19 protein-coding genes are annotated in these 21594 nt (G+C 67.2%); 6 read left to right on the top strand and 13 right to left on the bottom strand.

What is annotated here, in order from left to right:
• Positions 1-55: 55 nt before the first annotated feature.
• The 4 genes from KM176_RS16185 to KM176_RS16170 form a co-directional block, all read right to left on the bottom strand.
• A complete protein-coding gene (locus tag KM176_RS16185) occupies positions 56-1261 on the bottom strand; it encodes an ABC transporter substrate-binding protein (RefSeq protein ID WP_160894856.1) in 1206 nt (401 codons plus the stop codon).
• A gap of 150 nt (positions 1262-1411) precedes the next feature.
• Positions 1412-2911 carry an NAD(P)-binding domain-containing protein gene (locus KM176_RS16180; protein ID WP_160894857.1) on the bottom strand — a complete coding sequence of 500 codons (1500 nt, stop codon included), beginning with the start codon at positions 2909-2911 and terminating at the stop codon, positions 1412-1414.
• 363 nt (positions 2912-3274) lie between these two features.
• Positions 3275-3736: an Lrp/AsnC family transcriptional regulator gene (locus KM176_RS16175; protein WP_160894858.1), complete on the bottom strand. Its 462-nt coding sequence runs from the start codon at positions 3734-3736 to the stop codon at positions 3275-3277.
• Between the two features lie 201 nt (positions 3737-3937).
• Positions 3938-4492 carry a helix-turn-helix domain-containing protein gene (locus KM176_RS16170; RefSeq protein WP_160894859.1) on the bottom strand — a complete coding sequence of 185 codons (555 nt, stop codon included), beginning with the start codon at positions 4490-4492 and terminating at the stop codon, positions 3938-3940.
• A gap of 196 nt (positions 4493-4688) precedes the next feature.
• Here KM176_RS16170 and KM176_RS16165 point away from each other — a divergent pair, with 196 nt between their 5' ends.
• On the top strand, positions 4689-5297 hold the full coding sequence (locus KM176_RS16165; RefSeq protein ID WP_160894860.1) for a malonic semialdehyde reductase: 609 nt from the start codon (positions 4689-4691) through the stop codon (positions 5295-5297).
• 196 nt (positions 5298-5493) lie between these two features.
• Entirely contained in the window at positions 5494-8283 is a 2790-nt protein-coding gene (locus tag KM176_RS16160) for a bifunctional aconitate hydratase 2/2-methylisocitrate dehydratase (protein WP_160894861.1), read from the top strand.
• 117 nt (positions 8284-8400) lie between these two features.
• On the opposite strand, the gene KM176_RS16155 is transcribed toward KM176_RS16160, so the two are convergent.
• Positions 8401-10368, bottom strand: coding sequence for a 3-hydroxyacyl-CoA dehydrogenase NAD-binding domain-containing protein (locus tag KM176_RS16155; protein WP_160894862.1), 1968 nt, complete (start codon positions 10366-10368; stop codon positions 8401-8403).
• Positions 10369-10532: 164 nt separating this feature from the next.
• Here KM176_RS16155 and paaG point away from each other — a divergent pair, with 164 nt between their 5' ends.
• From paaG to KM176_RS16135, 4 genes are all read left to right on the top strand, one after another.
• Positions 10533-11327 carry a 2-(1,2-epoxy-1,2-dihydrophenyl)acetyl-CoA isomerase PaaG gene (gene paaG, locus KM176_RS16150; RefSeq protein ID WP_160894863.1) on the top strand — a complete coding sequence of 265 codons (795 nt, stop codon included), beginning with the start codon at positions 10533-10535 and terminating at the stop codon, positions 11325-11327.
• Complete coding sequence (gene paaI / locus KM176_RS16145; protein ID WP_160894864.1) at positions 11327-11776, top strand: hydroxyphenylacetyl-CoA thioesterase PaaI; 450 nt, start codon at positions 11327-11329, stop codon at positions 11774-11776. Before paaG ends, paaI begins: the two co-directional genes overlap by 1 nt.
• A gap of 47 nt (positions 11777-11823) precedes the next feature.
• The gene (gene paaK / locus KM176_RS16140; RefSeq protein WP_160894865.1) at positions 11824-13131 is read left to right on the top strand and encodes a phenylacetate--CoA ligase PaaK; all 1308 of its coding nucleotides are present in this window, start codon (positions 11824-11826) and stop codon (positions 13129-13131) included.
• 104 nt (positions 13132-13235) lie between these two features.
• The gene (locus KM176_RS16135) at positions 13236-13835 is read left to right on the top strand and encodes a TetR/AcrR family transcriptional regulator (RefSeq protein ID WP_160894866.1); all 600 of its coding nucleotides are present in this window, start codon (positions 13236-13238) and stop codon (positions 13833-13835) included.
• On the opposite strand, the gene KM176_RS16130 is transcribed toward KM176_RS16135, so the two are convergent.
• The 8 genes from KM176_RS16130 to pcaF form a co-directional block, all read right to left on the bottom strand.
• Entirely contained in the window at positions 13819-14436 is a 618-nt protein-coding gene (locus KM176_RS16130; RefSeq protein ID WP_202397852.1) for an acyltransferase, read from the bottom strand. The genes KM176_RS16135 and KM176_RS16130 overlap by 17 nt on opposite strands.
• A complete protein-coding gene (gene paaZ / locus KM176_RS16125) occupies positions 14436-16508 on the bottom strand; it encodes a phenylacetic acid degradation bifunctional protein PaaZ (RefSeq protein ID WP_160894868.1) in 2073 nt (690 codons plus the stop codon). The genes KM176_RS16130 and paaZ overlap by 1 nt, the downstream gene beginning before the upstream one ends.
• Before the next feature lie 58 nt (positions 16509-16566).
• Entirely contained in the window at positions 16567-17643 is a 1077-nt protein-coding gene (paaE, locus tag KM176_RS16120; protein ID WP_160894869.1) for a 1,2-phenylacetyl-CoA epoxidase subunit PaaE, read from the bottom strand.
• 24 nt (positions 17644-17667) lie between these two features.
• Positions 17668-18192 (bottom strand): 1,2-phenylacetyl-CoA epoxidase subunit PaaD, encoded by a 525-nt coding sequence (gene paaD, locus KM176_RS16115; protein ID WP_202397842.1) that lies wholly within the window; start codon positions 18190-18192, stop codon positions 17668-17670.
• Between the two features lie 4 nt (positions 18193-18196).
• Positions 18197-18922, bottom strand: coding sequence for a 1,2-phenylacetyl-CoA epoxidase subunit PaaC (gene paaC, locus KM176_RS16110; RefSeq protein WP_375372122.1), 726 nt, complete (start codon positions 18920-18922; stop codon positions 18197-18199).
• 92 nt (positions 18923-19014) lie between these two features.
• The gene (gene paaB, locus KM176_RS16105) at positions 19015-19302 is read right to left on the bottom strand and encodes a 1,2-phenylacetyl-CoA epoxidase subunit PaaB (protein ID WP_160894872.1); all 288 of its coding nucleotides are present in this window, start codon (positions 19300-19302) and stop codon (positions 19015-19017) included.
• A 22-nt stretch (positions 19303-19324) separates the two neighbouring features.
• Positions 19325-20308, bottom strand: a complete 984-nt coding sequence (gene paaA, locus KM176_RS16100) for a 1,2-phenylacetyl-CoA epoxidase subunit PaaA (RefSeq protein WP_160894873.1) — start codon at positions 20306-20308, stop codon at positions 19325-19327.
• Between the two features lie 12 nt (positions 20309-20320).
• Positions 20321-21526, bottom strand: coding sequence for a 3-oxoadipyl-CoA thiolase (gene pcaF / locus KM176_RS16095; protein WP_160894874.1), 1206 nt, complete (start codon positions 21524-21526; stop codon positions 20321-20323).
• Between the last annotated feature and the right edge of the window lie 68 nt (positions 21527-21594).

The raw sequence follows: 21594 nt of genomic DNA, 5'->3' as shown, positions 1-21594 counted from the left end.
GCGCGCGCACGGGAGCCTCAGGAGCAGGCCTTGACGGGAGACCTTGACCTCTGCCCTAGCCCTGCGGCCTGTAGACGACGAATTCGCCGTCCTTGACCACCAGCGGCGTCACCTCGGGCCCGGCCACGCGCCGGGTCTCGGGGTCGAAGCTGACTTTCGGGAACATGACGCTGGGCAGGTCGTGGATCTTGCCCAGCCCTTCCTTCACGTCCTCGCGCGAGGTGCCGTAGTCGCGCATCACGGTGGCCAGCAGGTTGAAGGTGTCATAGGCCAGCGCGCTGAAATGGCTGGGTTCGGAGCCGTATTTCTCGGTGAAAGCCTTGACGAAATGCTGCACCTCGGGACGCGGCGACTGCGGCGCGTAGTAGACCGAGGTATAGACCCCCTCAGAGGCATCGCCCGCCAGCTTGATGAAATCGGGCGAATAGATCGAGCCCGTCGCCATGATCGGCACATCGATGCCCAGATCGCGGATCTGGCGCACGATCAGCGCCGCGTCGCTGTAGTAGCTTTCCAGCATGATCCCGTCGGGCTTGGCATCACGCACCCGCACCAGGGTGGCGCGGAAATCCTTCTCGTCGCCCAGATAGCCTTCGGCGGCGACCACCTCGGCGCCGTCATCGGCGGCGGCCTTCAGGAACAGGTCCTTGGAGGTCTTGCCCCAGTCGGTATTGAGATACATCACCGCGATCTTCTTCAGCCCCAGCCCTTCGGTGGCGAATTTCGCCAGCAGCGGCTGTTCCTGGCTTTGGGGAACCGAGTTCGACCACATGTAATCGCCGGTCTTGGTGAAATCGGGATGGGAGTTGGTGAAGCCGAACTGCACCAGCTTGCCGCGCTGATACAGTGGCGAGGCCGCCATCGAGGAGGTGGAGGAGAAATCGCCCACCTCGACCGAGATCTTCGGATCGGCAATGAACTTCTGCGCCACGGCGATGGTCTGGCGGGGATCGTTCTGGGTGTCCTCGAAGATGTAGTCCAGCGGGCGGCCGTTGATGCCGCCGTCGGCGTTGATCTCTTCCAGGGCCAGGTCGAAGCCCATCTTCCACATCTCGCCATACTGGCCCTGCGGGCCGGTCATCGGCCCCGAAACGCCGATGTAGACGGGATCGCCGGAGGTTTCGGCTAGGGTCGGGCCTGCCAGCGCGGCAGAGAGGGCCAGCGCCCCGAAGGCGCGGCGGCTGAGGGTGGCGGCGGAACGGACCAGCGTGCGGCCCGCGGGGATCTGATCAGGGATATTCTGGAAAACTCGGCCGGTCATGGCAGTATTCCTTCTCTCTGTTGGGAGGATGAACCTTTTGTTTTTATGGTCTTCTCTTGATGGTCTTCTTGGGGACGCGGGCATCGCGGCCCGTGGGTCCCGGGTCGTTCCGGCCCCGGGCCTTCCCGGGTCCGGCAGGGGCGGCGCCGCTCAGCGTGCGGTCTTGTTGACGTATTCGGGCGCGTAGAAGGGCGTCGGCTTCATCTCGTGCTCTTCCTCCCAGTCCTGAAGCCGTTCGAAATAGCGGTCGAAATCCTCGGCGAAGAGCGCCTTGACGATGCCGGTCGCCAGCCGCGCCGGCGCCACGTCCAGAGAGGGCACGTCGGAGGTCATCGTGCCGGCGCTGACGAAGGTCGAAGCGTTGCACATGTAGATCCGGTCCAGCGGCTGCGCGCCCTTGCCGATCAGCTCGAAATGCGGGCCGATGTAGGGCTGGCGCCCCATCGCCGGCTTCTCCAGCCCGGCGGGCGGCGCATAGCGGTCCTCCCAGAGGGTGATGTCCTCCAGAATGGTGGCATAGAGCGGGTCCCGCGACAGGTCGATGCAGAAGCCCGACCCCAGGATCAGGAAATCGAAATCGCCCGATGGGCCCTTCTCGGTCTCGATGGCGACCTGACCGTCGCGCCGCTCGGCCCGGATCGCGCCGCAGTCGAAATGCGTGGCAAAGCCCTCCAGCCGGGCGGTGCGCAGGATCGTCTCGTGCGGGGGCGGCGCGCCCATGCTCTCCATGTACCAGGCCAGTTCCCAGCGTTGCGCGTCCGACAGCTCGATCCAGCCGTCAAGGAAGGCAATCCCGCTGGAGGCCCGCCCCTTGTTGAGCTGCGGCACCACCTTGCGGCGGGCGAACATGTCGACCGAGCGTGCACCGGTTTCCAGTGCGGTGGCGGCATTGTCCCAGGCAGAGGAGCCGGTGCCGATGACGGCAATGCGCTTGCCCTTCAGCGCGGCAAAGTCGATCTCCTCGGCGGTATGGGCGGCAAGATCGGGCCAGAGATCCTCCGAGACGCCGGGGATCTTCGCCCAGCCGCCGGCCCCGGCGCGGCCATTGGCGATGACGACGCGGCGGGCCCGCAGCCGCGCACCATCCGCCAGCACCACCTCTACGTGATCCGTGCGGGGCTGCAGATCCACTGCCTCCGAACGGCTGCGCACCGGCAGGGCCAGCACGTCGCGCACCCAGGAAATATAGCCATGCCAGACCGCGTTGGGGATCTTGTAAAGCCCATGCCAGGCCGCCTCGCCATGGGCGGCGCGGTACCAGGACTGGAAGGTCAGCGCCGGCACGCCGAAGCACAGGCCGGGATGATATTTGGGCGAGCGCAGCGTCGGCATCCGGGCATAGGTGACCCAGGGCCCCTCCTGCCCCGGCTCGGCCCGGTCCAGCACCAGGAAATTGGTGATCCCGTTCAGCCGCAGCGCCGCCGCGGCGCCGATGCCGAACTGTCCGGCGCCGATCACCAGCACGTCCAGCATCTCGGGGTCGGGGGCGGGCAGGCCCCAGGCGGGGCGCGGCAGGCACAGGCGCTGCAACTCGTCCCGCAGCGCCGCCTCGAGCGCGGGCAGGCCGGTGTCGGCCACCGCATCGCGGGCCGAGACGTCCCATTGCGACAGCGGCGGCAACGGGCTGGGAGCTTGGGCAAAGGTCGACATGACATCCTTTCGCTACGCTGGGAGGGGCGGTCTTCGGCGGGCCGCTGCCGCGATCTGCGGAACCTGGGAGGGTGGGCGCGGCCGGTACGGGATCCGCCGCCTTACGTTCAGGGTAAGCCTCTTCTGATGAAAAGTTTTTGCGACTTCGGCCTGATCGCCAAGACTGTGCGCCACGAAATTTCGGCGGAAAGGCGTTTTTGCAAAATAATTTTTACCAATCTCGCGGCAATTGCGTAACCAGATGGCGTATTTTCGGATTATGCGACATGAATCTGCCGCACATTCATTCGCCATCACGCGGAATGCAATCGGGCCGGAGGGTTGCCCCACCGGCTTTTTCATTCTGGAAATACGGCCCGGGAATCAGATGTAGGACGTCGGCACGAAACCGGTATTCTTCATCTCTTCCATGGCAATGTAGGACGAAACGTCAGAGAAATTCAGACGTCTGACAAGCTTCTGGTATATCATGTCCCAATGCGCGACATCGGGAAGCACAACCTTTAACAGGTAGTCGATGTTTCCGGTTAATCTGAAGGCTTCCGAGATCTCGGGGATCTCGGCCACGGCATCGCGGAACCGGTCCGTCCAGCCGGTCGAGTGGTCGGAGGTGCGGATCAGCACGTAGATCGTCAGGGGCACGTTCATCTTGCCCCGGTCCAGCACGGCCACGCGGCTGAGGATGAACCCTTCGTCGGTCAGCCGCTTGATCCGTCGCCAGCAGGCCGAGGAGGACAGCGACACCAGGTCCGCCATCTCTCCGATCGGCATGTCGGCATTCTTCTGCAGTAGGGTCAGCAATTTCCGGTCTCGATCGTCGAGCATCGCAAAACTCCCGGACGGTTTCATCCAGTCAAGCGATGCCCGACCCCGGCTGTCATGCCTTTCCGAAACCCCGCCGTGCAATTTCGCCCGATTTCGGCACAGCGCTGGCATTTTCCGGAAGCATCGCTGAAATTTGCAGCGCGAATGCGAGATATGCGGAAATGGCGCGGCATTTTCCTGCGGCGATTTCGGATCCGAAGCTCAGTAGACCGGTGGCGAAATCACCCAGATCACCTCGGCGGGCTGATCATGGGGGTTTTCCCATTCGTAGGTATCATCCGAAAACTGGAAGCTGTCGCCGGTTTCCAGATCGAAACGCCTGTCGCCGATGCACAGCGTCAGCCGGCCCGCCACCAGAACGCCGCCGTCCTCCTTCGGGCGGCGCCGGCGCGGCCCGCCGCTGCTGGCGCGCGGCGCAAAGACAGAGCGGATCATCTGGAACCCGCCGCCCAGCGTCGGCGAGAGCAGCTCTTCGACCAGGCCACTCTCGTCCGAACCCAGCCGGGCGCGCCGGGCCGCGCGCACCACGACCCCCTGTTCCCGGGGATCCTGCGCTTCGGAGCGGAAGAAGAAGCTGATGCTGACGTCGAAGACCTGCGCGATCAGCTCCAGATCGCCGATCGAGGGCCGGGTCAGGTCGCGTTCGATCAGGCTCAGCCAGGCCGGGGACCGTCCGATGACCGAGGTCACCGCCTGAAGCGTCATGTTGCGGCTGCGTCGCAACGCGCGGATATCGGCGCCCAGCTGTGTGCTCATTCCGGTCTTCCCCTTCGCGCGGCTCAGGATAGGCGAGGGGGGGAAGCGGTGCAACGCTGCCCCGCCGGCGGGCGGCTGCCACCGAAAGCGGCACCGGCGCGGGAAATGCAAAACGCATTCCCGGGCCTTGCCTTGCCGCAAGGGGAAGGGAACGCCAAGCCCGGTCGGGTCCCCCCCGTTTCCAAGGAGAGCCCCGATGACCGATACCCTGTCCGCCGCCCCGCCTCTGTCCCAGGACGCCCTCGACCAGCTTTTCTACACGGCCCGGTCGCAGAACGGCTGGCGCGACATCCCCGTCGCCCCCGCGCTTCTGGAGCGGCTGTGGGAGATGGCCAGCCTGGGCCCGACCTCGGCCAATTGCGAACCCGCCCGCTTCGTCTTCCTGACCACGCCCGAGGCGCGCGAGAAACTGCGCCCCCACCTGTCGAAGGGCAACCTCGAGAAGACCATGACCGCGCCGGTCACGGTGCTGGCCGCCTATGACACCGCCTTCTACGAGAAGCTGCCCCAGCTTTTCCCCCACGGCGATGCGCGCTCCTGGTTCACCTCCAGCCCGGCCCTGGCGGAAGAGACCGCCTTCCGAAACGGTTCTCTTCAGGCGGCCTATCTGCTGATCGCGGCCCGCGCCCTGGGCCTGGATGCCGGCCCGCTGTCGGGCTTCGACGCGGCGGGCGTCAACGAAAGCTTCTTCGCCGGCACCACCTGGAAGGTGAACTTCGTGATCAATCTCGGCTACGGCGATCCGGCCAAGGTCTGGGACCGCCTGCCCCGCCTGCCCTTCGAGGACGGCTGCCAGATCCTCTGAACGCAGCCCCGCCCCGCCCCCGTCGCGCCCCGGCGAGACGGGGCAAAATCAGGGACTTATCCGGCATTTGCACGAACTGCCTCTTGCCGCTGGGGCAAAACAGGTATACTTATGTATGCAAAGTTTTTACCACTGGCCAGAAAGCCTCCTGGTTCAGTGCGTTATACCGTAGCAACCTCGAATCGCCAGGGTCATCATGAGCTTGTACACCGACTATTTGACTGAAATCGAAACGCGGAAAGCCGAGGGCCTGCATCCCAAGCCCATCGAAGACGGCGCCCTGGTCGAAGAGCTGATCACCCAGATCGAGGACGCGGAGAACGCGTACCGCAAGGACTCGCTGGAGTTCTTCATCTACAACACCCTGCCCGGCACCACCTCGGCCGCAGGCGTGAAGGCGGCCTTCCTCAAGAAGATCATCCTGGGCGAGGCCATCGTTCCGGAAATCACCCCCGCCTTCGCCTTCGAGCTGCTCTCGCACATGAAGGGCGGGCCGTCCGTCGACGTGCTGCTGGACCTCGCGCTTGGCAAGGATGCCGACATTGCCGCCCAGGCCGGTGACGTGCTGAAGACCCAGGTCTTCCTTTACGATGCCGACATGGAACGCCTGAAGGACGCCTACGAGGCCGGCAATCCCGTCGCCAAGGCCGTTCTGGAAAGCTACGCCAAGGCCGAGTTCTTCACAAAGCTTCCCGACGTCGAGGAAGAGGTGAAGATCGTCACCTACATCGCCGCCGAAGGCGACATCTCGACCGACCTTCTGTCGCCCGGCAACCAGGCGCACTCGCGCTCTGACCGCGAACTGCACGGCAAGTGCATGATCTCGCCCGAAGCCCAGGCCGAGATCGAGGCCCTGAAGGCCAAGCACCCCGATGCCCGCGTCATGCTGATCGCGGAAAAGGGCACCATGGGCGTGGGCTCCTCGCGCATGTCCGGCGTCAACAACGTCGCGCTGTGGACCGGCAAGAAGGCATCGCCCTACGTGCCCTTCGTCAACATCGCCCCCGTGGTCGCCGGCACCAACGGCATTTCGCCGATCTTCCTGACCACCGTGGGCGTCACCGGCGGCATCGGCCTCGACCTGAAGAACTGGGTCAAGAAGGTCGATGAAGACGGCAAGGTGATGCTGAACAACGACGGCAACCCGATCCTCGAACAGAAATACTCGGTCGAGACCGGCACCGTGCTGAAGATCAACACCAAGGAAAAGGCGCTCTACAGCGAGGATGGCGAGAAGCTGGCCGATGTCGCTTCCGCCTTCACCCCCGCCAAGGTCGAATTCATGAAGGCCGGCGGCTCCTATGCCGTGGTCTTCGGCAAGAAACTCCAGACCTTCGCCGCCGAAACCCTCGGCGTCGAGGCCACCCCGGTCTATGCCGCCTCCAAAGAGGTCGTCATCGAAGGTCAGGGCCTGACCGCCGTTGAGAAGATCTTCAACCGCAATGCCGTCGGCGTCACCCCGGGCAAGACCCTGCACGCGGGTTCGGACGTGCGCGTCAAGGTCAACATCGTCGGCTCGCAGGACACCACCGGCCTGATGACGGCGCAGGAACTCGAAGCGATGGCCGCCACCGTGATCTCTCCGATCGTGGACGGCGCCTATCAGTCGGGCTGCCACACCGCGTCCGTCTGGGACAAGAAGGCCCAGGCCAACATTCCCAAGCTCATGTCCTTCATGAACAACTTCGGCCTGATCACCGCGCGCGATCCCAAGCACGTCTACCATTCGATGACCGACGTGATCCACAAGGTGCTGAACGACATCACCGTCAGCGACTGGGACATCATCGTCGGCGGCGACAGCCACACCCGGATGTCGAAAGGCGTGGCCTTCGGGGCGGACTCGGGCACCGTGGCCCTGGCGCTTGCCACCGGCGAAGCCACCATGCCGATCCCGGAATCCGTCAAGGTGACCTTCAAGGGCGAGATGAAGGATTACATGGACTTCCGCGACGTGGTTCATGCAACCCAGGCGCAGATGCTCCAGCAGCACGGTGACAACGTCTTCCAGGGCCGCGTCATCGAAGTGCACATCGGCACCCTGCTGGCCGACCAGGCCTTCACCTTCACCGACTGGACCGCGGAAATGAAGGCCAAGGCCTCCATCTGCATCTCCAACGACGACACGCTGATCGGCTCGCTCGAACTGGCCAAGTCGCGCATCCAGGTGATGATCGACAAGGGCATGGACAACGAGGCCCAGACCCTTCAGGGCCTGATCGACAAGGCCGACAAGCGCATCGCCGAGATCACCTCGGGCGAACGCCCGGCGCTGACCCCGGACGACAGTGCCAAGTACTTCGCCGAAGTCGTCGTCGACCTGGACCTGATCGACGAACCGATGATCGCCGACCCGGACGTCAACAACGCCGACCCGTCGCGCCGCTACACCCACGACACCATCCGCCCGGTTTCCTACTACGGTGCCGAGAAGAAGGTTGACCTGGGCTTTGTGGGCTCCTGCATGGTGCACAAGGGCGACATGAAGATCGTTGCGCAGATGCTGAAGAACCTCGAGGCCGAAACCGGCAAGGTCGAGTTCAAGGCACCGCTGGTCGTCGCCGCGCCCACCTACAACATCATCGACGAGCTGAAGGCCGAGGGCGACTGGGAGATCCTCCAGAAGTATTCGGGCTTCGAATTCGACGACATGATGCCGAAGGCCAAGGCCCGCACCGAGTACGAGAACATCCTCTACCTCGAACGTCCCGGCTGCAACCTGTGCATGGGCAACCAGGAAAAGGCCGCCAAGGGCGACACCGTTCTGGCGACCTCGACCCGCCTGTTCCAGGGCCGCGTGGTGGAAGACTCGGCCGAGAAGAAGGGCGAAAGCCTGCTCGCCTCGACCCCGGTCGTGGTGCTCTCGGCCATCCTGGGCCGCACCCCCTCTGCCGAGGAATACAAGTCTGCCGTCAAGGGCATCGACCTGACCAAGTTCGCGCCGCCGCTCGAAAAGCCCGGCACCGCCCGTTCGGTCCACTTCTGATGGCAGGCGGGCGGTCGCCCCGCCCGCATGATCCCTGAAAAGTGTGAAAGGCAGCGCCCCGGCGCTGCCTTTTTCCTTGGAGCCCGCCTGGGTCGGAGCTGCGCCTGCCCCGCCCCCTCAGGAGGCCGTCGCCCGCACCGGCGCTTCCGGGCACAGCCCGGCCTCGGCATGATACATCGGGCCGCCCTTCTCGCGCGGGAAACCGTAGCCGTGGATCTGCACCAGATCGATCTCGGCGGGACCGCCCGCGATCCCCTCGTCCAGGATCGCCCGCCCCTCTGCGGCCATGGCCGCCAGCATCCGGGCGACGATCAACGCGGGCGGCAGCGGTGCGGGAGCGGCGACATGGGGCGCCAGAAGCGCGGCGACCTCGGCCGAGGTCACCGGCTGGCGGCTGTCGGTGGCGTAATCGTACCACCCGCCAAAGGTCTTCTGCCCCTTGCGTCCGGCCCGCACCAGGATGTCTCCCAGCGTTTCGGCCACCTCGAGGCCCTCGGCCCGCGCGCCCTCGCGTTGCAGGTAGGCAATGTCGAGCCCGCCCAGGTCCTGGGTCTCGAACGGGCCCATGCGGAACCCGAAGCCGCGCATGGCCGCATCCACCTCTGCGATCGACACCCCCGCGCGCAGCAGGGCCTCGGCCTCGGCGCGGGTACGTTTGAGGATCCGGTTGCCGATGAACCCCTCGCAGATGCCCGACTGCACCGGCACCTTGCCCAGCCTGCCGCCCAGGGCAAAGGCCGTCGCCAGCGTTGCGGGCGCGGTCTGCGGCACCGGAATGATCTCGAGCAGCTTCATAACATGCGCGGGGCTGAAGAAGTGCAGGCCCAGGAAGCGCTCCGGATGGCTGAGGCCCTGGGCGATGCGGCGCGGATCGAGGTAGGAGGTATTGGTCGCCAGCACCGTGTCCGGGCGGCAGGCCCGGTCGAGATCGGCAAAGACCTGGCGCTTGACGGCAATGTCCTCGAACACCGCCTCGATCACCAGATCACAGGCCGCCAGCCCGGCGGCATCGGTATGGGCCCCAAGGCCGGCCAGGCGCGCCTCGGCCTCCTCCACCGGGAGCTTGCCGCGCGCGGCGGCACTGCGCAGGGTGCGCCCGATGGTGTCGCGCCCGCGCCCCAGGCTGGCGGTGTCACGTTCCAGAAGATGCACCTTCAGCCCCGCCAGCAGGCAGGCGGCGGCAATGCCCGCCCCCATCGTGCCGCCCCCCACCACCCCGACCGCGCCAAGCGTCTTCGGGCTGACCCCCTTCAGCGCGACCGGACGCGGCGCGGCGCGTTCCGCAAAGAAGACATGGCGCAGGGCCGCAGCCTCGGGCGAGGCGCGCAGGGCCAGGAAATTCTCGCGCTCGCGGATCAGCGCAGCCTCATAAGGCACCTCGGTGGCATAACGCAGGGTCTCGAGCGCGACCCGGGCCGCCTTGCCACCGCGCTTCGCCAGCGCCTCCGCCGCCTCCAAGACCTCGGTCGCGCAGGGGCCAAGCGGACGGGCCGAGACCGGCACCGGCACGGGTGCGGCCAGCCGCTCGGCCAGCACCGCAGCCGCGCCTTCGGCCAGATCGCCCCCGATCAGCGCGTCGATCAGCCCGGCCTTCTGGGCCCAGGGCGCCGCGACGGGCGTCCCGGTCAGGATCATCCGGGCCGCTTCCGCGACACCGATCAGCCGCGGCAGGCGCAGCGTGCCGGAGGCGCCGGGCATCACGCCCAGGGTCACCTCGGGCAGGCCAAGCCGGGCATCGGGTGCGGCGACGCGGAACCGGCAGGCCATGGCGATCTCCAGCCCGCCGCCAAGCGCGGCCCCATGGATCGCCGCCATCCAGGGTTTGGCCGCCCCCTCGATCGCCGCCACCACGTCCGGCAGATGCGGCGGCACCGGGGGCAGGCCGAATTCCTTCACGTCCGCGCCGGCCAGGAAGGTGCGCCCGGCGCAGCACAGCACCACGCCGCGCACCGCCGCGTCCGCATCGCAGCGCGCCACCGCCGCGACCAGCGCCTGCCGGACCGCCGCCGAGATGGCGTTGACCGGTGGATTGTCCAGCGTGACGACGGCAATCTCTCCGTGCTGCGCGATGCTCAGTAGCGACATGGGGGGCTCCTCTCCTGTCCGGATCGCGCTCGACCGGCCTCCTCAAGCCGGGCCACCTGCCAGGGCGGCTTTGCGATCTTTGCCGATTCAATTCATTGACCGAACGGTCGGCTTATGCAAGGATTTTGACGGGGCCGCAGGGAAGAGGCGGCAGGAGGACACCGATGACATCCGAAGAAACCGTGCTGGCAAGGCTCGGGGATGGCGTATTGCGCCTGACCCTCAATCGCCCGGACAAGCTGAATTCCTTCAACGAAGAGATGCACTTGGCCCTCAGGGCCCAGATCGAGCGCGCGGGCCGCGACCCGCAGGTGCGGGCCATCCTGCTGACCGGAGCGGGGCGTGCTTTCTGCGCCGGGCAGGACCTGGGCGACCGCGATCCCCGCAAGGGGACGGGCGCGCCGGACCTGGGCCACACGCTCGAGACCTTCTACAATCCGACGCTGCGGCTGATCCGGGCGCTTGAGAAACCGGTGGTCTGCGCGGTCAACGGCGTGGCGGCGGGCGCCGGGGCCAACATCGCGCTGGCCTGCGACATCGTGCTGGCGGCGAAATCGGCGAAGTTCATCCAGGCCTTCGCCAAGATCGGACTGGTGCCGGATGCCGGCGGCAGCTGGTCCCTGCCCCGCCTTGTCGGAGAGGCGCGCGCCAAGGGACTGGCCCTGCTGGCAGAGCCGCTGATGGCCGGGCAGGCCGAGGACTGGGGCCTGATCTGGAAGGCGGTCGAGGATGCGGAGCTGATGAACGAGGCCACCCGCATCGCCACCCGTCTGGCCGGCGGGCCGACACTGGGGCTGGGGCTGACGAAGCGGCTGATCCAGTCCGCCGCCGGGCAGGACCTTGACCAGCAGCTGGACCAGGAACGCGACTGCCAGCGCGCCGCCGGTCAGAGCGCCGATTACGCCGAGGGGGTCACCGCCTTCCTCGAAAAGCGCGCGCCGGCCTTCCGGGGGCTGTGATGCAGCCCGCACCGGAGCGCTCTGCGCAATCCCTCGCCGAAGCCTGCGCCGCGCGAATGTGGGCGCAGGACCGCGCCAGCCGGGCCCTCGGGATGGAGGTCCTCTGGGTCGCGCCGGGCCGGGCGCGGCTGCGCATGACCGTCACGCCCGAGATGACCAACGGCCACGGCAGCGCCCACGGCGGGTACCTGTTCACGCTCGCCGACAGCGCCTTCGCCTTTGCCTGCAACACCTATGACGCGCGGACCGTAGGTCAGGGGTGCTCGATCACCTACATCGCCCCGGGACGGCTGGGCGACGTGCTGATCGCCGAAGCGCGCGAGGTCGCGCGCCAGGGCCGCTCGGGCCTCTACGACGTGCGGATCTCGCGCGCCGGGGACGACATGACGCTCGCGGAGTTCCGCGGGCAGTCCCGCACCATCCGGGGCACGCTTCTGCCCGAAGCCTGACCCCAAGCGCACCGGGCGCAGGGAGAGCGCCCCGAGGAGGAGACACCATGAACGACCTGACCCCGCAGAGCGACATGCTCGACCCGATCGAGATCGCCAGCCGCGACGAGATCACCGATCTGCAGACCCGGCGCCTGTCGCGGACCCTGCGCCATGCCTATGACAATTCGCCCTTCTTCCGCGCCCGCTTCGACGCCGAGGGGGTGCATCCGGACGATTTCCGCAGCCTGGCGGACCTGTCGAAATTCCCCTTCACGGTTAAGCAGGACCTGCGCGACAGCTATCCCTTCGGCATGTTCGCGGTGCCGCGCGAACGGCTGGTGCGCCTTCACGGCTCTTCCGGGACCACCGGCAAGCCCACCGTGGTCGGCTATACCGCGCGCGACATCTCGACCTGGGCGGACCTCGTGGCGCGCTCCATCCGGGCGGCGGGCGGGCGGCCCGGGGACATGCTGCACAACGCCTATGGCTATGGCCTGTTCACCGGCGGGCTGGGCGCGCATTACGGCGCCGAACGGCTGGGCTGCACCGTAGTCCCGATGTCCGGCGGCATGACCGAGCGCCAGGTGACCCTGATGCAGGACTTCCGGCCCGACATCATCATGGTGACGCCCTCCTACATGCTGTCGATCCTGGACGAGTTCCGCCGCCAGGGCCTCGATCCGCGGCAAAGCTCCCTCAAGGTCGGGATCTTCGGCGCCGAGCCCTGGACCAACGCCATGCGCGCCGAGATCGAAGAGGCCTTCGACATGCACGCCGTCGACATCTACGGCCTGTCCGAGGTCATGGGGCCGGGCGTGGCGCAGGAATGCGTGGAGACCAAGGACGGGCTGCATGTCTGGGAGGATCACTTCTACCCCGAGATCATCGACCCGGTGAGCGGCGCCGTGCTGCCCGATGGCGAGCTGGGAGAGCTGGTCTTCACCACGCTGACCAAGGAAGGCCTGCCGATGGTGCGCTACCGCACCCGCGACCTGACCCGCCTGCTGCCCGGCACCGCCCGCGCCATGCGCCGGATCGAGAAGATCACCGGGCGCAGCGACGACATGATCATCCTGCGCGGCGTCAACGTCTTCCCGACCCAGGTCGAGGAACAGATCCTGAAGGTCGCGGGGCTGGCGGCGCATTTCCAGATCGAGCTGACCCGCGCGGGGCGCATGGACGCGATGGTCATCCATGCCGAGGCCACGCCCGCGCATTGTAGCGAAGAGGCCCGACAGGCCTCGGCCAGGGCCTTGGCGCATCATGTGAAATCGGTGATCGGGGTCTCGGCGCGGATCGAGGTCCGGGATCCGGGCGCCGTGCCCCGCTCCGAGGGCAAGGCGATGCGCGTGCTGGACAACCGTCCGAAGTAGACCCCGCGCCACACCCGGCCCGGGATCGCCGCGCTGCGCTGGCGCGGCGGACCCGGCTCGGCTACACCCCCGACAGACCCTCGCAGACGACCCCGGAGACCCTCATGGCCAGACCCCGCGCCAGCGACTTCGACGAGAAGCGGCACGGATTGCTGCTTACCGCCGCCCATGTCTTCGCGACCCAGGGCATGGAAAAGGCCTCCATGTCCCAGATCGCGGCGCAGGCGGGGGTCTCGAAGTCGCTGCTCTATCACTACTACCCGTCGAAGGACGCGCTGATCTTCGCGATCATCGAAAGCCACCTGCAGGAGCTGGACGAGGCGCTGGAGGCGGCCCGCGATCCCGCCCTCGATCACCGGAGCCAGCTTGAGACCTATGTGATGACCGTGCTTGACGCCTACCGGGGCGCCGATGACCAGCACAAGGTGCAGCTGAACGCCGGGCCCGCCCTGTCGGAGGACCAGAAAGCCCAGATCGTCACGCTGGAGCGCGCCATCGTGCGGCATTTCTCGGACGTGATCCGCGCCATCCATCCCGATCTGGACCGGCCCGACCGGCCGCTGCTGATGCCCGTCACCATGTCGCTTTTCGGGATGATGAACTGGGTCTACATGTGGTTCCGCGAGGGCGGCAAGATCAGCCGGGCCGATTACGCGCAGATGGCGACGACGCTGATCCTGGAAGGGGTCAAGGCTGTCCGCTGAACCGGCGCCGTTCCAGCACCAGCGGATCGTAGCGCGGCGCCTCGGCACGGCGGCGGTCCGGTTCGGGGGCGGCCAGCGGCTCTGACGGCACCATTTTCCGGCCCGCCTCGAAGGCCAGCTGGCGATAGACGCCGGTGCCCGCGCGTTTCCAAGCGATCTCCTCCTCGCTCAGGGCCCGGATCACCTTCGCCGGGGATCCGAGCGCCATGTGTCCCGCCGGAATCTCCATGCCCGCGCGGACAAAACTCATGGCGCCCAGGATGACGTTCTCGCCCAGCACGGCCTCGTCCATCACCACGGCATTCATGCCGACCATGGCGTTGCGCCCGATCCTGCAGCCGTGCAGCACCGCACCGTGCCCCACGTGTCCCTCTTCCTCGACCAGCACGTCCTTGCCGGGAAAGGCATGGGCAACGCAGGTTTCCTGGAAGTTGGAGCCGGGGCGCATCTCGATCCGGCCGAAATCGCCGCGGAGCACCGCCCCGGGGCCGACATAGCAGCCAGCCCCGATGATGACGTCGCCCACGAGGGTCGCCTCCGGGTGGACATAGGCCTCCGGATCGACCACCGGGACAAGGCCGTCATAGGCATAGATGCCCATCACGCCACATCGCCCGCCGGCGGCCAGACCTTGGCGACCATGGTCAGCACGTCATATTGCGCAACGACCGTGTCGTCCTGCTTGGTGACGCAGCAGTCCCAGCGGACCTCGCCATAATCGCCGCCTGCCCGCGGGTTGATCTGCTTGCAGGTCAGCCGCACCTTCAGGCTGTCACCGAAGTAGACCGGGGTCAGGAAGCGCAGGTTGTCGACGCCGTAATTCGCCAGCACCGGGCCGGGATCGGGCCAGACGAAGAGACCGGCTGCAAAGCTCGCGATCAGGTAGCCATGGGCCACGCGGTCGTCGAAGAAGGGGTTCGCCCGCGCCGCCGCGCTGTCCATGTGGGCATAGAAGGTATCGCCGGTGAAATGGGCGAAGTGTTCGACATCGGCCTCGGTGATCTCGCGCGCGGCGGTCACGACCTGATCGCCGATCTTCAGCTCGGCCAGGGATTTCCGGAAGGGATGCACATCGACCTGCGCAGGCGCGCCCGGCACCCATTGTCCGGTCACGGCCGAAAGCATCTCGGGCGTGCCCTGAAGGGCGCTGCGCTGCATGAAATGCTTCACGCCGCGCATACCGCCCATCTCTTCGCCGCCGCCCGCGCGACCGGGACCGCCATGGACCAGCGGCGCCAGCGGAGAGCCGTGCCCGGTCGAGCTTTTGGCGGAACCGCGGTTGCCGATATGGACCCGGCCATGAAAGGGTGCGACACCGGTAACCAGCTTGCCCACCAACCCGGCATCGTTGCTGTAGACAGAGCTGACGAGGGAACCGCGCCCCATCCTTGCCAGCGCGACCGCCTCGTCGGCATCGCCATAGGCCATGACCGTCGCGACCGGGCCGAAGGCTTCGACCTCATGCGGAGCGCGGGCGTTCAGCGGATCCTGCGCGCGCAGCAGAACGGGCGACTGAAAGGCACCCGCTTCGGCATCGCCCGAGGCCACGGAGACCTCGTTCGGGGTGCCAAAGACGACCTCGGCCTCCTTTGCCAGTTCGGCGATCTTGGCGCGCACGCCTTCGCGGTCCGAAAGCGACACGAGCGCGCCCATGCGGGTACCCGCGTCGTCGGGCAGGCCGATCACCGTCTTCGCCAGCCGCGCCGAAAGCGCCCCGATCAGCGCTTCCTCATGGGCGGCCGGAACAAGGATGCGTCGCACGGCGGTGCATTTCTGCCCGGCCTTGGCCGTCATCTCATGCGCCACATCACGCACGAACAGGTCGAATTCCTCGCTGCCCGGCCCGGCATCCGCCCCCAGGATGGCAGCGTTCAGGCTGTCGGCCTCCATGGTGAAGCGGACCGAATGCTCGACCACCGCGCGGCCCGCGCGCAGCTTGCGCCCCGTCGCGGCAGAGCCGGTGAAGGTCACCACGTCCTGTTCGCTCACATGCTCCAGCAGGTCGCGGGCGGGGCCGGTGACGATCTGCAGCGCGCCCGCGGGCAGCAGCCCGGTGTCCAGCATCCGGCGCACCACCAGTTCCGTCAGATAGGCGGTCTGGGAGGCCGGCTTCACCAGCACCGGCATCCCCGCGATCAGCGAGGGGGCGATCTTTTCCAGCATCCCCCAGACCGGAAAGTTGAAGGCGTTGATATGCACCGCCACGCCCTGCATCGGGCTGAGGATGTGTTGGCCCACGAAACTGCCGTCGCGCGACAGCATCTCGACCGGGCCTTCCGTCAGCACATGGGCATTGGGAAATTCCCGCCGGGCCATGCTGGCGAAGGTCAGCATGGTGCCGATCCCCCCCTCGATATCGATCCAGCCATCCTTACGCGTGGCCCCGGTGGCAAAGCTTTCGAGGTAGAATTCCTCCTTGATCTCCAGCAACTTCAGGCCGATCGCCTTCAGCATCAGGGCGCGGTCGTGGATCGTCATGGCCCGCAGGGCAGGCCCGCCGCTGCGGCGCCCGAAGTCCAGCGCCTCGGCCATGTCGAGCCCCTCGGTCCCGATCAGCGCATGGACCGCGCCGGTGGCGGCATTCAGCACCGGCTGGCCCTCTCCGTGCCCGGTACGCCAGGCGCCCGCGACATAGCTTTCCAGGCGGCGCGGTGTCGCTGCGGTATCCTTCATGGGATGTCCTTCCGGTTCGTTGTCGGACTGTGTCGCTCGGGGCCGCGCGGCCCCGGGATCATTCGTCGTAGCTCAGCACGACCTTGTCGGAGACCGGCAGGCACTGGCAGGACAGCACGTAGCCGGCGCGCACCTCGTAATCCTCCAGCGCGTGGTTCTGGATCATCTCCACCTCGCCCTCGATCACCTTGGCGCGGCAGGTCGAACAGACGCCCGCCTTGCAGGAATAGGGCGCATCCATCGAGTTGCGGATCGCCGCGTCCAGGATCGCCTCGCCGTCCTTGGGCATGGTGAAGTTGCGCGTGGTGCCATCCAGCGTCACCGACACCTCGCAGGTGCCCTGCGCCTCGCGCGCCACCTTCGACACGGCGGGCGCCTTCGCCCGGCCCTGCTGGGAGGATCCGAACAGTTCGTACTTGATCTGGTCGTCGCTCAGCCCGTGGCGGCGCAGGCTCTCGGCGATGGTCAGCATCATCGGCTCGGGGCCGCAGATGAAGGCGGTGTCGACGGTCCCGGGATCGACCCAGAGGCGGAACAGCATCTCGAGCTTGGCGGCATCGACGCGGCCGGTGAACAGGTCGATCTCCTGGCCCTCGGTTTCCAGAACGTGGATCACCGACAGGCGCCCGAGGTAGAGGTTCTTCAGATCCTCCAGCGTCTCGCGGAACATGATGGAGCTGGTCTGCCGGTTCGCGTAGACCAGCGTGAAGGTCGAGGCGGGCTCGCGCGCCAGCACCGTCTTCAGGATCGACAGCACCGGGGTGATGCCCGAACCGCCGGCAAAGCCCAGGTAGTGGCGCGCCCTGTCGGGTTCGAGCACCGTGAAGAAGCGCCCCGAGGGGGCCATGGCCTCCAGCGTGTCGCCAACGGCCAGCTCCTCGTTCACGAAGGTCGAGAAGGCGCCGCCCTCGACCCGCTTCACGCCGACGCGCAGGCAGCCCTCGTCGAGGCCCGCGCAGATCGAGTAGGAGCGGCGCAGCTCCGCGCCGTCGAAGGCGCGCCGGAACGTCAGGTACTGGCCCTGGGTGAAGGCGAAGCCCTCGGCATCCTCGGGCCGGGGTTTCAGGGTAACGACGACCGCATCGCGGGTGTCGCGGCGGATGTCGGTCACTTCGAGCGGATGAAATCGTGCCATGTCTTGCCCTCCTCCCGGGCGTCGTCAGATGCATTTGAAGTAGTCGAAGGGCTCCAGGCAGTCCCGGCAGCGCCACGCGGCCTTGCACGGGGTGGAGCCCGACCGGCTCTGCTGTTCGGTATGGGTCGAGCCGCAGCGCGGACAGGCCACGGAGAGGTTCGATGCCCCGGCCATCCGGCTGGCCCGTCCCGCCAGCCGTCCGTCCGGCGCGGTGCCGTCGATGGGGGGCGCGATGCCGAAGGCGCGCAGCTTCTCGCGGGCATCGGGCGTCACCCAGTCGGTCGTCCAAGGCGGTGACAGGCGGCGTTCCAGCCGCAGGTCCTGCACGCCCTTGTCGCGCAGTTTCTCCTCGATCATCAGGTCGATGACGGCGGTGGCGGGGCAGCCGGAATAGGTGGGCGTCACCGCCACCACCAGGGTCCGGCCCTCGTAGCGCAGGTCCCGGATGATCCCCAGCTCGGTGACCGAGACGACGGGGATTTCCGGGTCCGGCACCTCGTCCAGCCAGGCCCGGATCTGGGTCAGATCGGGAAGCGTGTCGGTGCCCATGACATCACCACGTCGCGCCGGGATAGGCCCGCTGCAGGAACTGCATCTCGGCCAGGATGAAGCCCAGGTGCTCGGTATGGCGGCCCTGCCGGCCGCCCTTCTGGGCATCGGGGCGGGTCTGCGGGCGCGTCAGGGTCGCGGCCTCCAGCACCTCGTCCACCAGCGCGTCCCAGGCGGGGCGCAGGCTGGCCGGATCCGGCGCGATCCCGGCTCCGGCGACGGTCGCATCAACGGCGTCGCCCGTGAACATCTCTCCGGTATAGGGCCAGAGCCGGTCCAGCGCATCCTGCAGGCGGCGGTGGCTTTCCTCCGTGCCGTCGCCCAGCCGGATCACCAGGTCGCAGACGCGTTCCAGGTGGTAGCTGACTTCCTTCAGGGCCTTCGCGGCGATCTCGCGCACGCGCGGGCTGGAGGAGTTCGCCGCCAGCCAGTCCAGCTGCAGGTGATGCCAGGCATCGAAAAGGAATTCGCGCACCAGCGTCTGGCCCATGTCGCCCTTCGGCAGCTCGACCAGCAGCAGGTTGCGGAAATGCCAGGCGTCACGCAGATAGGCCAGCTGGTCGGCGCTGCGGCCCTTGCCCTCGACCTCTGCGGCCAGGCCCAGCCAGAACTGGGTGTGCCCGATCAGGTCCAGCGCGGTATTGGCCAGCGCGATATCCTCTTCCAGCGCCGGCCCGTGGCCGCACCATTCCGAGGTGCGGTGCCCCAGGATCAGCGTGCTGTCGCCCATCCGGCAGAGCCATTCGAAGAAGGCAGGCCGCAGCGCCTCGTCGCTCAGGTGCGGATCGGCCAGCGGGGCCTCAAGCTCAGCGATCCCGGTCATCACATCTTCCCCACTTCCTCGGGGATGTCGAAGAAGGTCGGGTGCCGGTAGACCTTGCTTTCCGCCGGATCGAAGAGCGGACCCTTCTCGGACGGGCTGGATGCGGTGATCTCGCTCGAGGGCACCACCCAGATCGACACGCCCTCCTTGCGGCGGGTGTAGACATCGCGGGCGTTGTTGATCGCCATCTCGGCGTCGGGCGCGTGCAGGCTGCCGACGTGACGGTGGTTCAGACCGTGCTGGCCACGGATGAAGATTTCCCAAAGGGGCCATTGCTTGTGTGTCATGACGTGCTCCTCCCTCTGCCTGTCACTCAGCCGCCATGCGGGCGGCGGCGGCCTTTTCCGCGTGCGCGCTCAGCCCCTCGCGGAACCAGGCCCCCTCGTCCCAGGCAGTGACCCGGGCTTCCAGCCGTTCGCGGTTGCATGGACCGTTGCCCTTGATCACCTCGAAGAACTCGGACCAGTCGGGCTCGGCAAAGTCGTAGCCCTGCTTTTCCTCGTTCCAGGCCAGCGTCTCGTCGGGGACGCTCAGCCCGAGGTATTCCGCCTGCGGCACCGTCTCGTTGACGAATTTCTGCCGCAGCTCGTCGTTGGTGTTCATCTTGATCTTCCAGGCCATCGACTGCTCGGAATGGACGCTGTCCTTGTCCGAGGGGCCGAACATCATCAGCGCCGGGTACCAGAAGCGGTTCAGCGCATCCTGCGCCATGTCCTTCTGCGCCGGCGTCCCCTTCGCCATGGTCATCATGATCGAATAGCCCTGCCGCTGGTGAAAGCTTTCCTCCTTGCAGATGCGGATCATGGCGCGGCTGTAGGGGCCATAGGAGGTCCGCTGCAGCGGCACCTGGTTCATGATCGCCGCGCCATCGACCAGCCAGCCCACCGCGCCCATGTCGGCCCAGGTCAGGGTGGGATAGTTGAAGATGGAGCTGTATTTCATCGCCCCCGAATGCAGCTTCTCGAACAGCTCATCGCGCGAGACGCCCAGCGTTTCGGCGGCGGAATAGAGGTAGAGCCCATGGCCCGCCTCATCCTGCACCTTGGCCAGCAGGATCGCCTTGCGCTCCAGCGTGGGGGCGCGGGTGATCCAGTTGCCCTCGGGCAGCTGGCCGACGATCTCGGAATGGGCGTGCTGGCCGATCTGGCGGATCAGCGTCTTGCGGTAGCCCTCGGGCATCCACTCCTTGGGTTCGATCTTTTCACCGCGATCGATGCGCGCCTGGAACGCCAGTTCCTGGGGCGACATGTCCTCGCGCTTGGTACCTTCCGACTTGATCATCTGGGCGTACATGGCTGTTTCCTCTCAGACCCGTTCCAGGATAAGGGCGATCCCCTGCCCCACGCCCACGCACATGGTGCAGAGCGCGTAACGACCGCCAGTGCGATGCAGCTGGTTGGCCGCGTGCAGCACAAGGCGTGCCCCCGACATGCCCAGCGGATGGCCCATCGCAATGGCCCCGCCGTTGGCATTCACATGGCCCGCGTCATCGGGCAGTCCGAGGGCGCGCAGCACCGCCAGGGACTGGGCGGCGAAGGCCTCGTTCAGCTCGATCACGTCCATCTGGCCCAGCGTCAGCCCGGCCTTGGCCAGCACCCGGCGCACCGCCGGTTCCGGCCCGATGCCCATGATCCGGGGCGGCACGCCCGCCGCGGCCATCGCCACGATCCGCGCCCTGGGGCCAAGCCCGTTGGTCGCTGCCGCCTTTTCCGAGGCCAGCAGCGCCGCCGCCGCGCCATCGTTGACCCCCGAGGCATTGCCGGCGGTCACGCTCAGCTCGGGCCCGTTGACGCCGCGCAGCTTGGCAAGCTGCCCGACCGTGGTCCCGGGACGGGGGTGTTCATCGGTGTCGACGACCAGCGGATCGGCCTTGCGGCGCGGCACGCTGACCGGAGTGATCTCTTCGGCGAAAATGCCGGCCTGCTGTGCCGCCTCCCAGCGGCGCTGGCTTTCGGCGGCGAAACGGTCCTGGTCCGCGCGGCTGATACCGTAATCTGCGGCCACGTTGTCGGCGGTCTGCGGCATGGAATGGGACCCGTGCGCCGCGTGCAGCTTCGGATTGACGAAGCGCCAGCCGATCGTGGTGTCGTAGACCTCGGCCTTGCGGGAAAAGGCGCTCTCTGCCTTGGGCATCACGAAGGGCGCGCGCGACATGCTTTCGACGCCGCCGGCCAGCATCATCTCGGCGTCGCCGGCGCGGATCGTGCGGGCGGCAAGCCCTATGGCATCCATGCCCGACCCGCAGAGCCGGTTGACCGTGGTCCCCGGCACGCCCACCGGCAGGCCCGCCAGCAGCACCGCCATGCGGGCCACGTTGCGGTTGTCTTCACCGGCCTGGTTGGCGCAGCCCAGGATCACGTCCTCGACCTGCTCCCAGTCGACGGCGGGGTTGCGCTCCATCAGGGCGCGGATCGGCACGGCGGCCAGATCGTCGGGGCGCACCGTCGACAGCGCCCCGCCGTAGCGGCCGATGGGCGTGCGCAGCGCATCGCAGATGAAAGCCTCTGACATCGTGTCCTCCCCGCTGTCTTGCCTGTCCGCCGGAGCCTCCATTCCCCGACCGAACGGTCACATTATTG

This window comes from Pseudooceanicola endophyticus, from assembly GCF_018760365.1.
GTDB classification, from domain to species: domain Bacteria; phylum Pseudomonadota; class Alphaproteobacteria; order Rhodobacterales; family Rhodobacteraceae; genus Pseudooceanicola; species Pseudooceanicola endophyticus.
The sequence above is the reverse complement of the archived record's forward strand: the minus strand, read 5'-3'. Positions and strand labels throughout refer to the sequence as shown.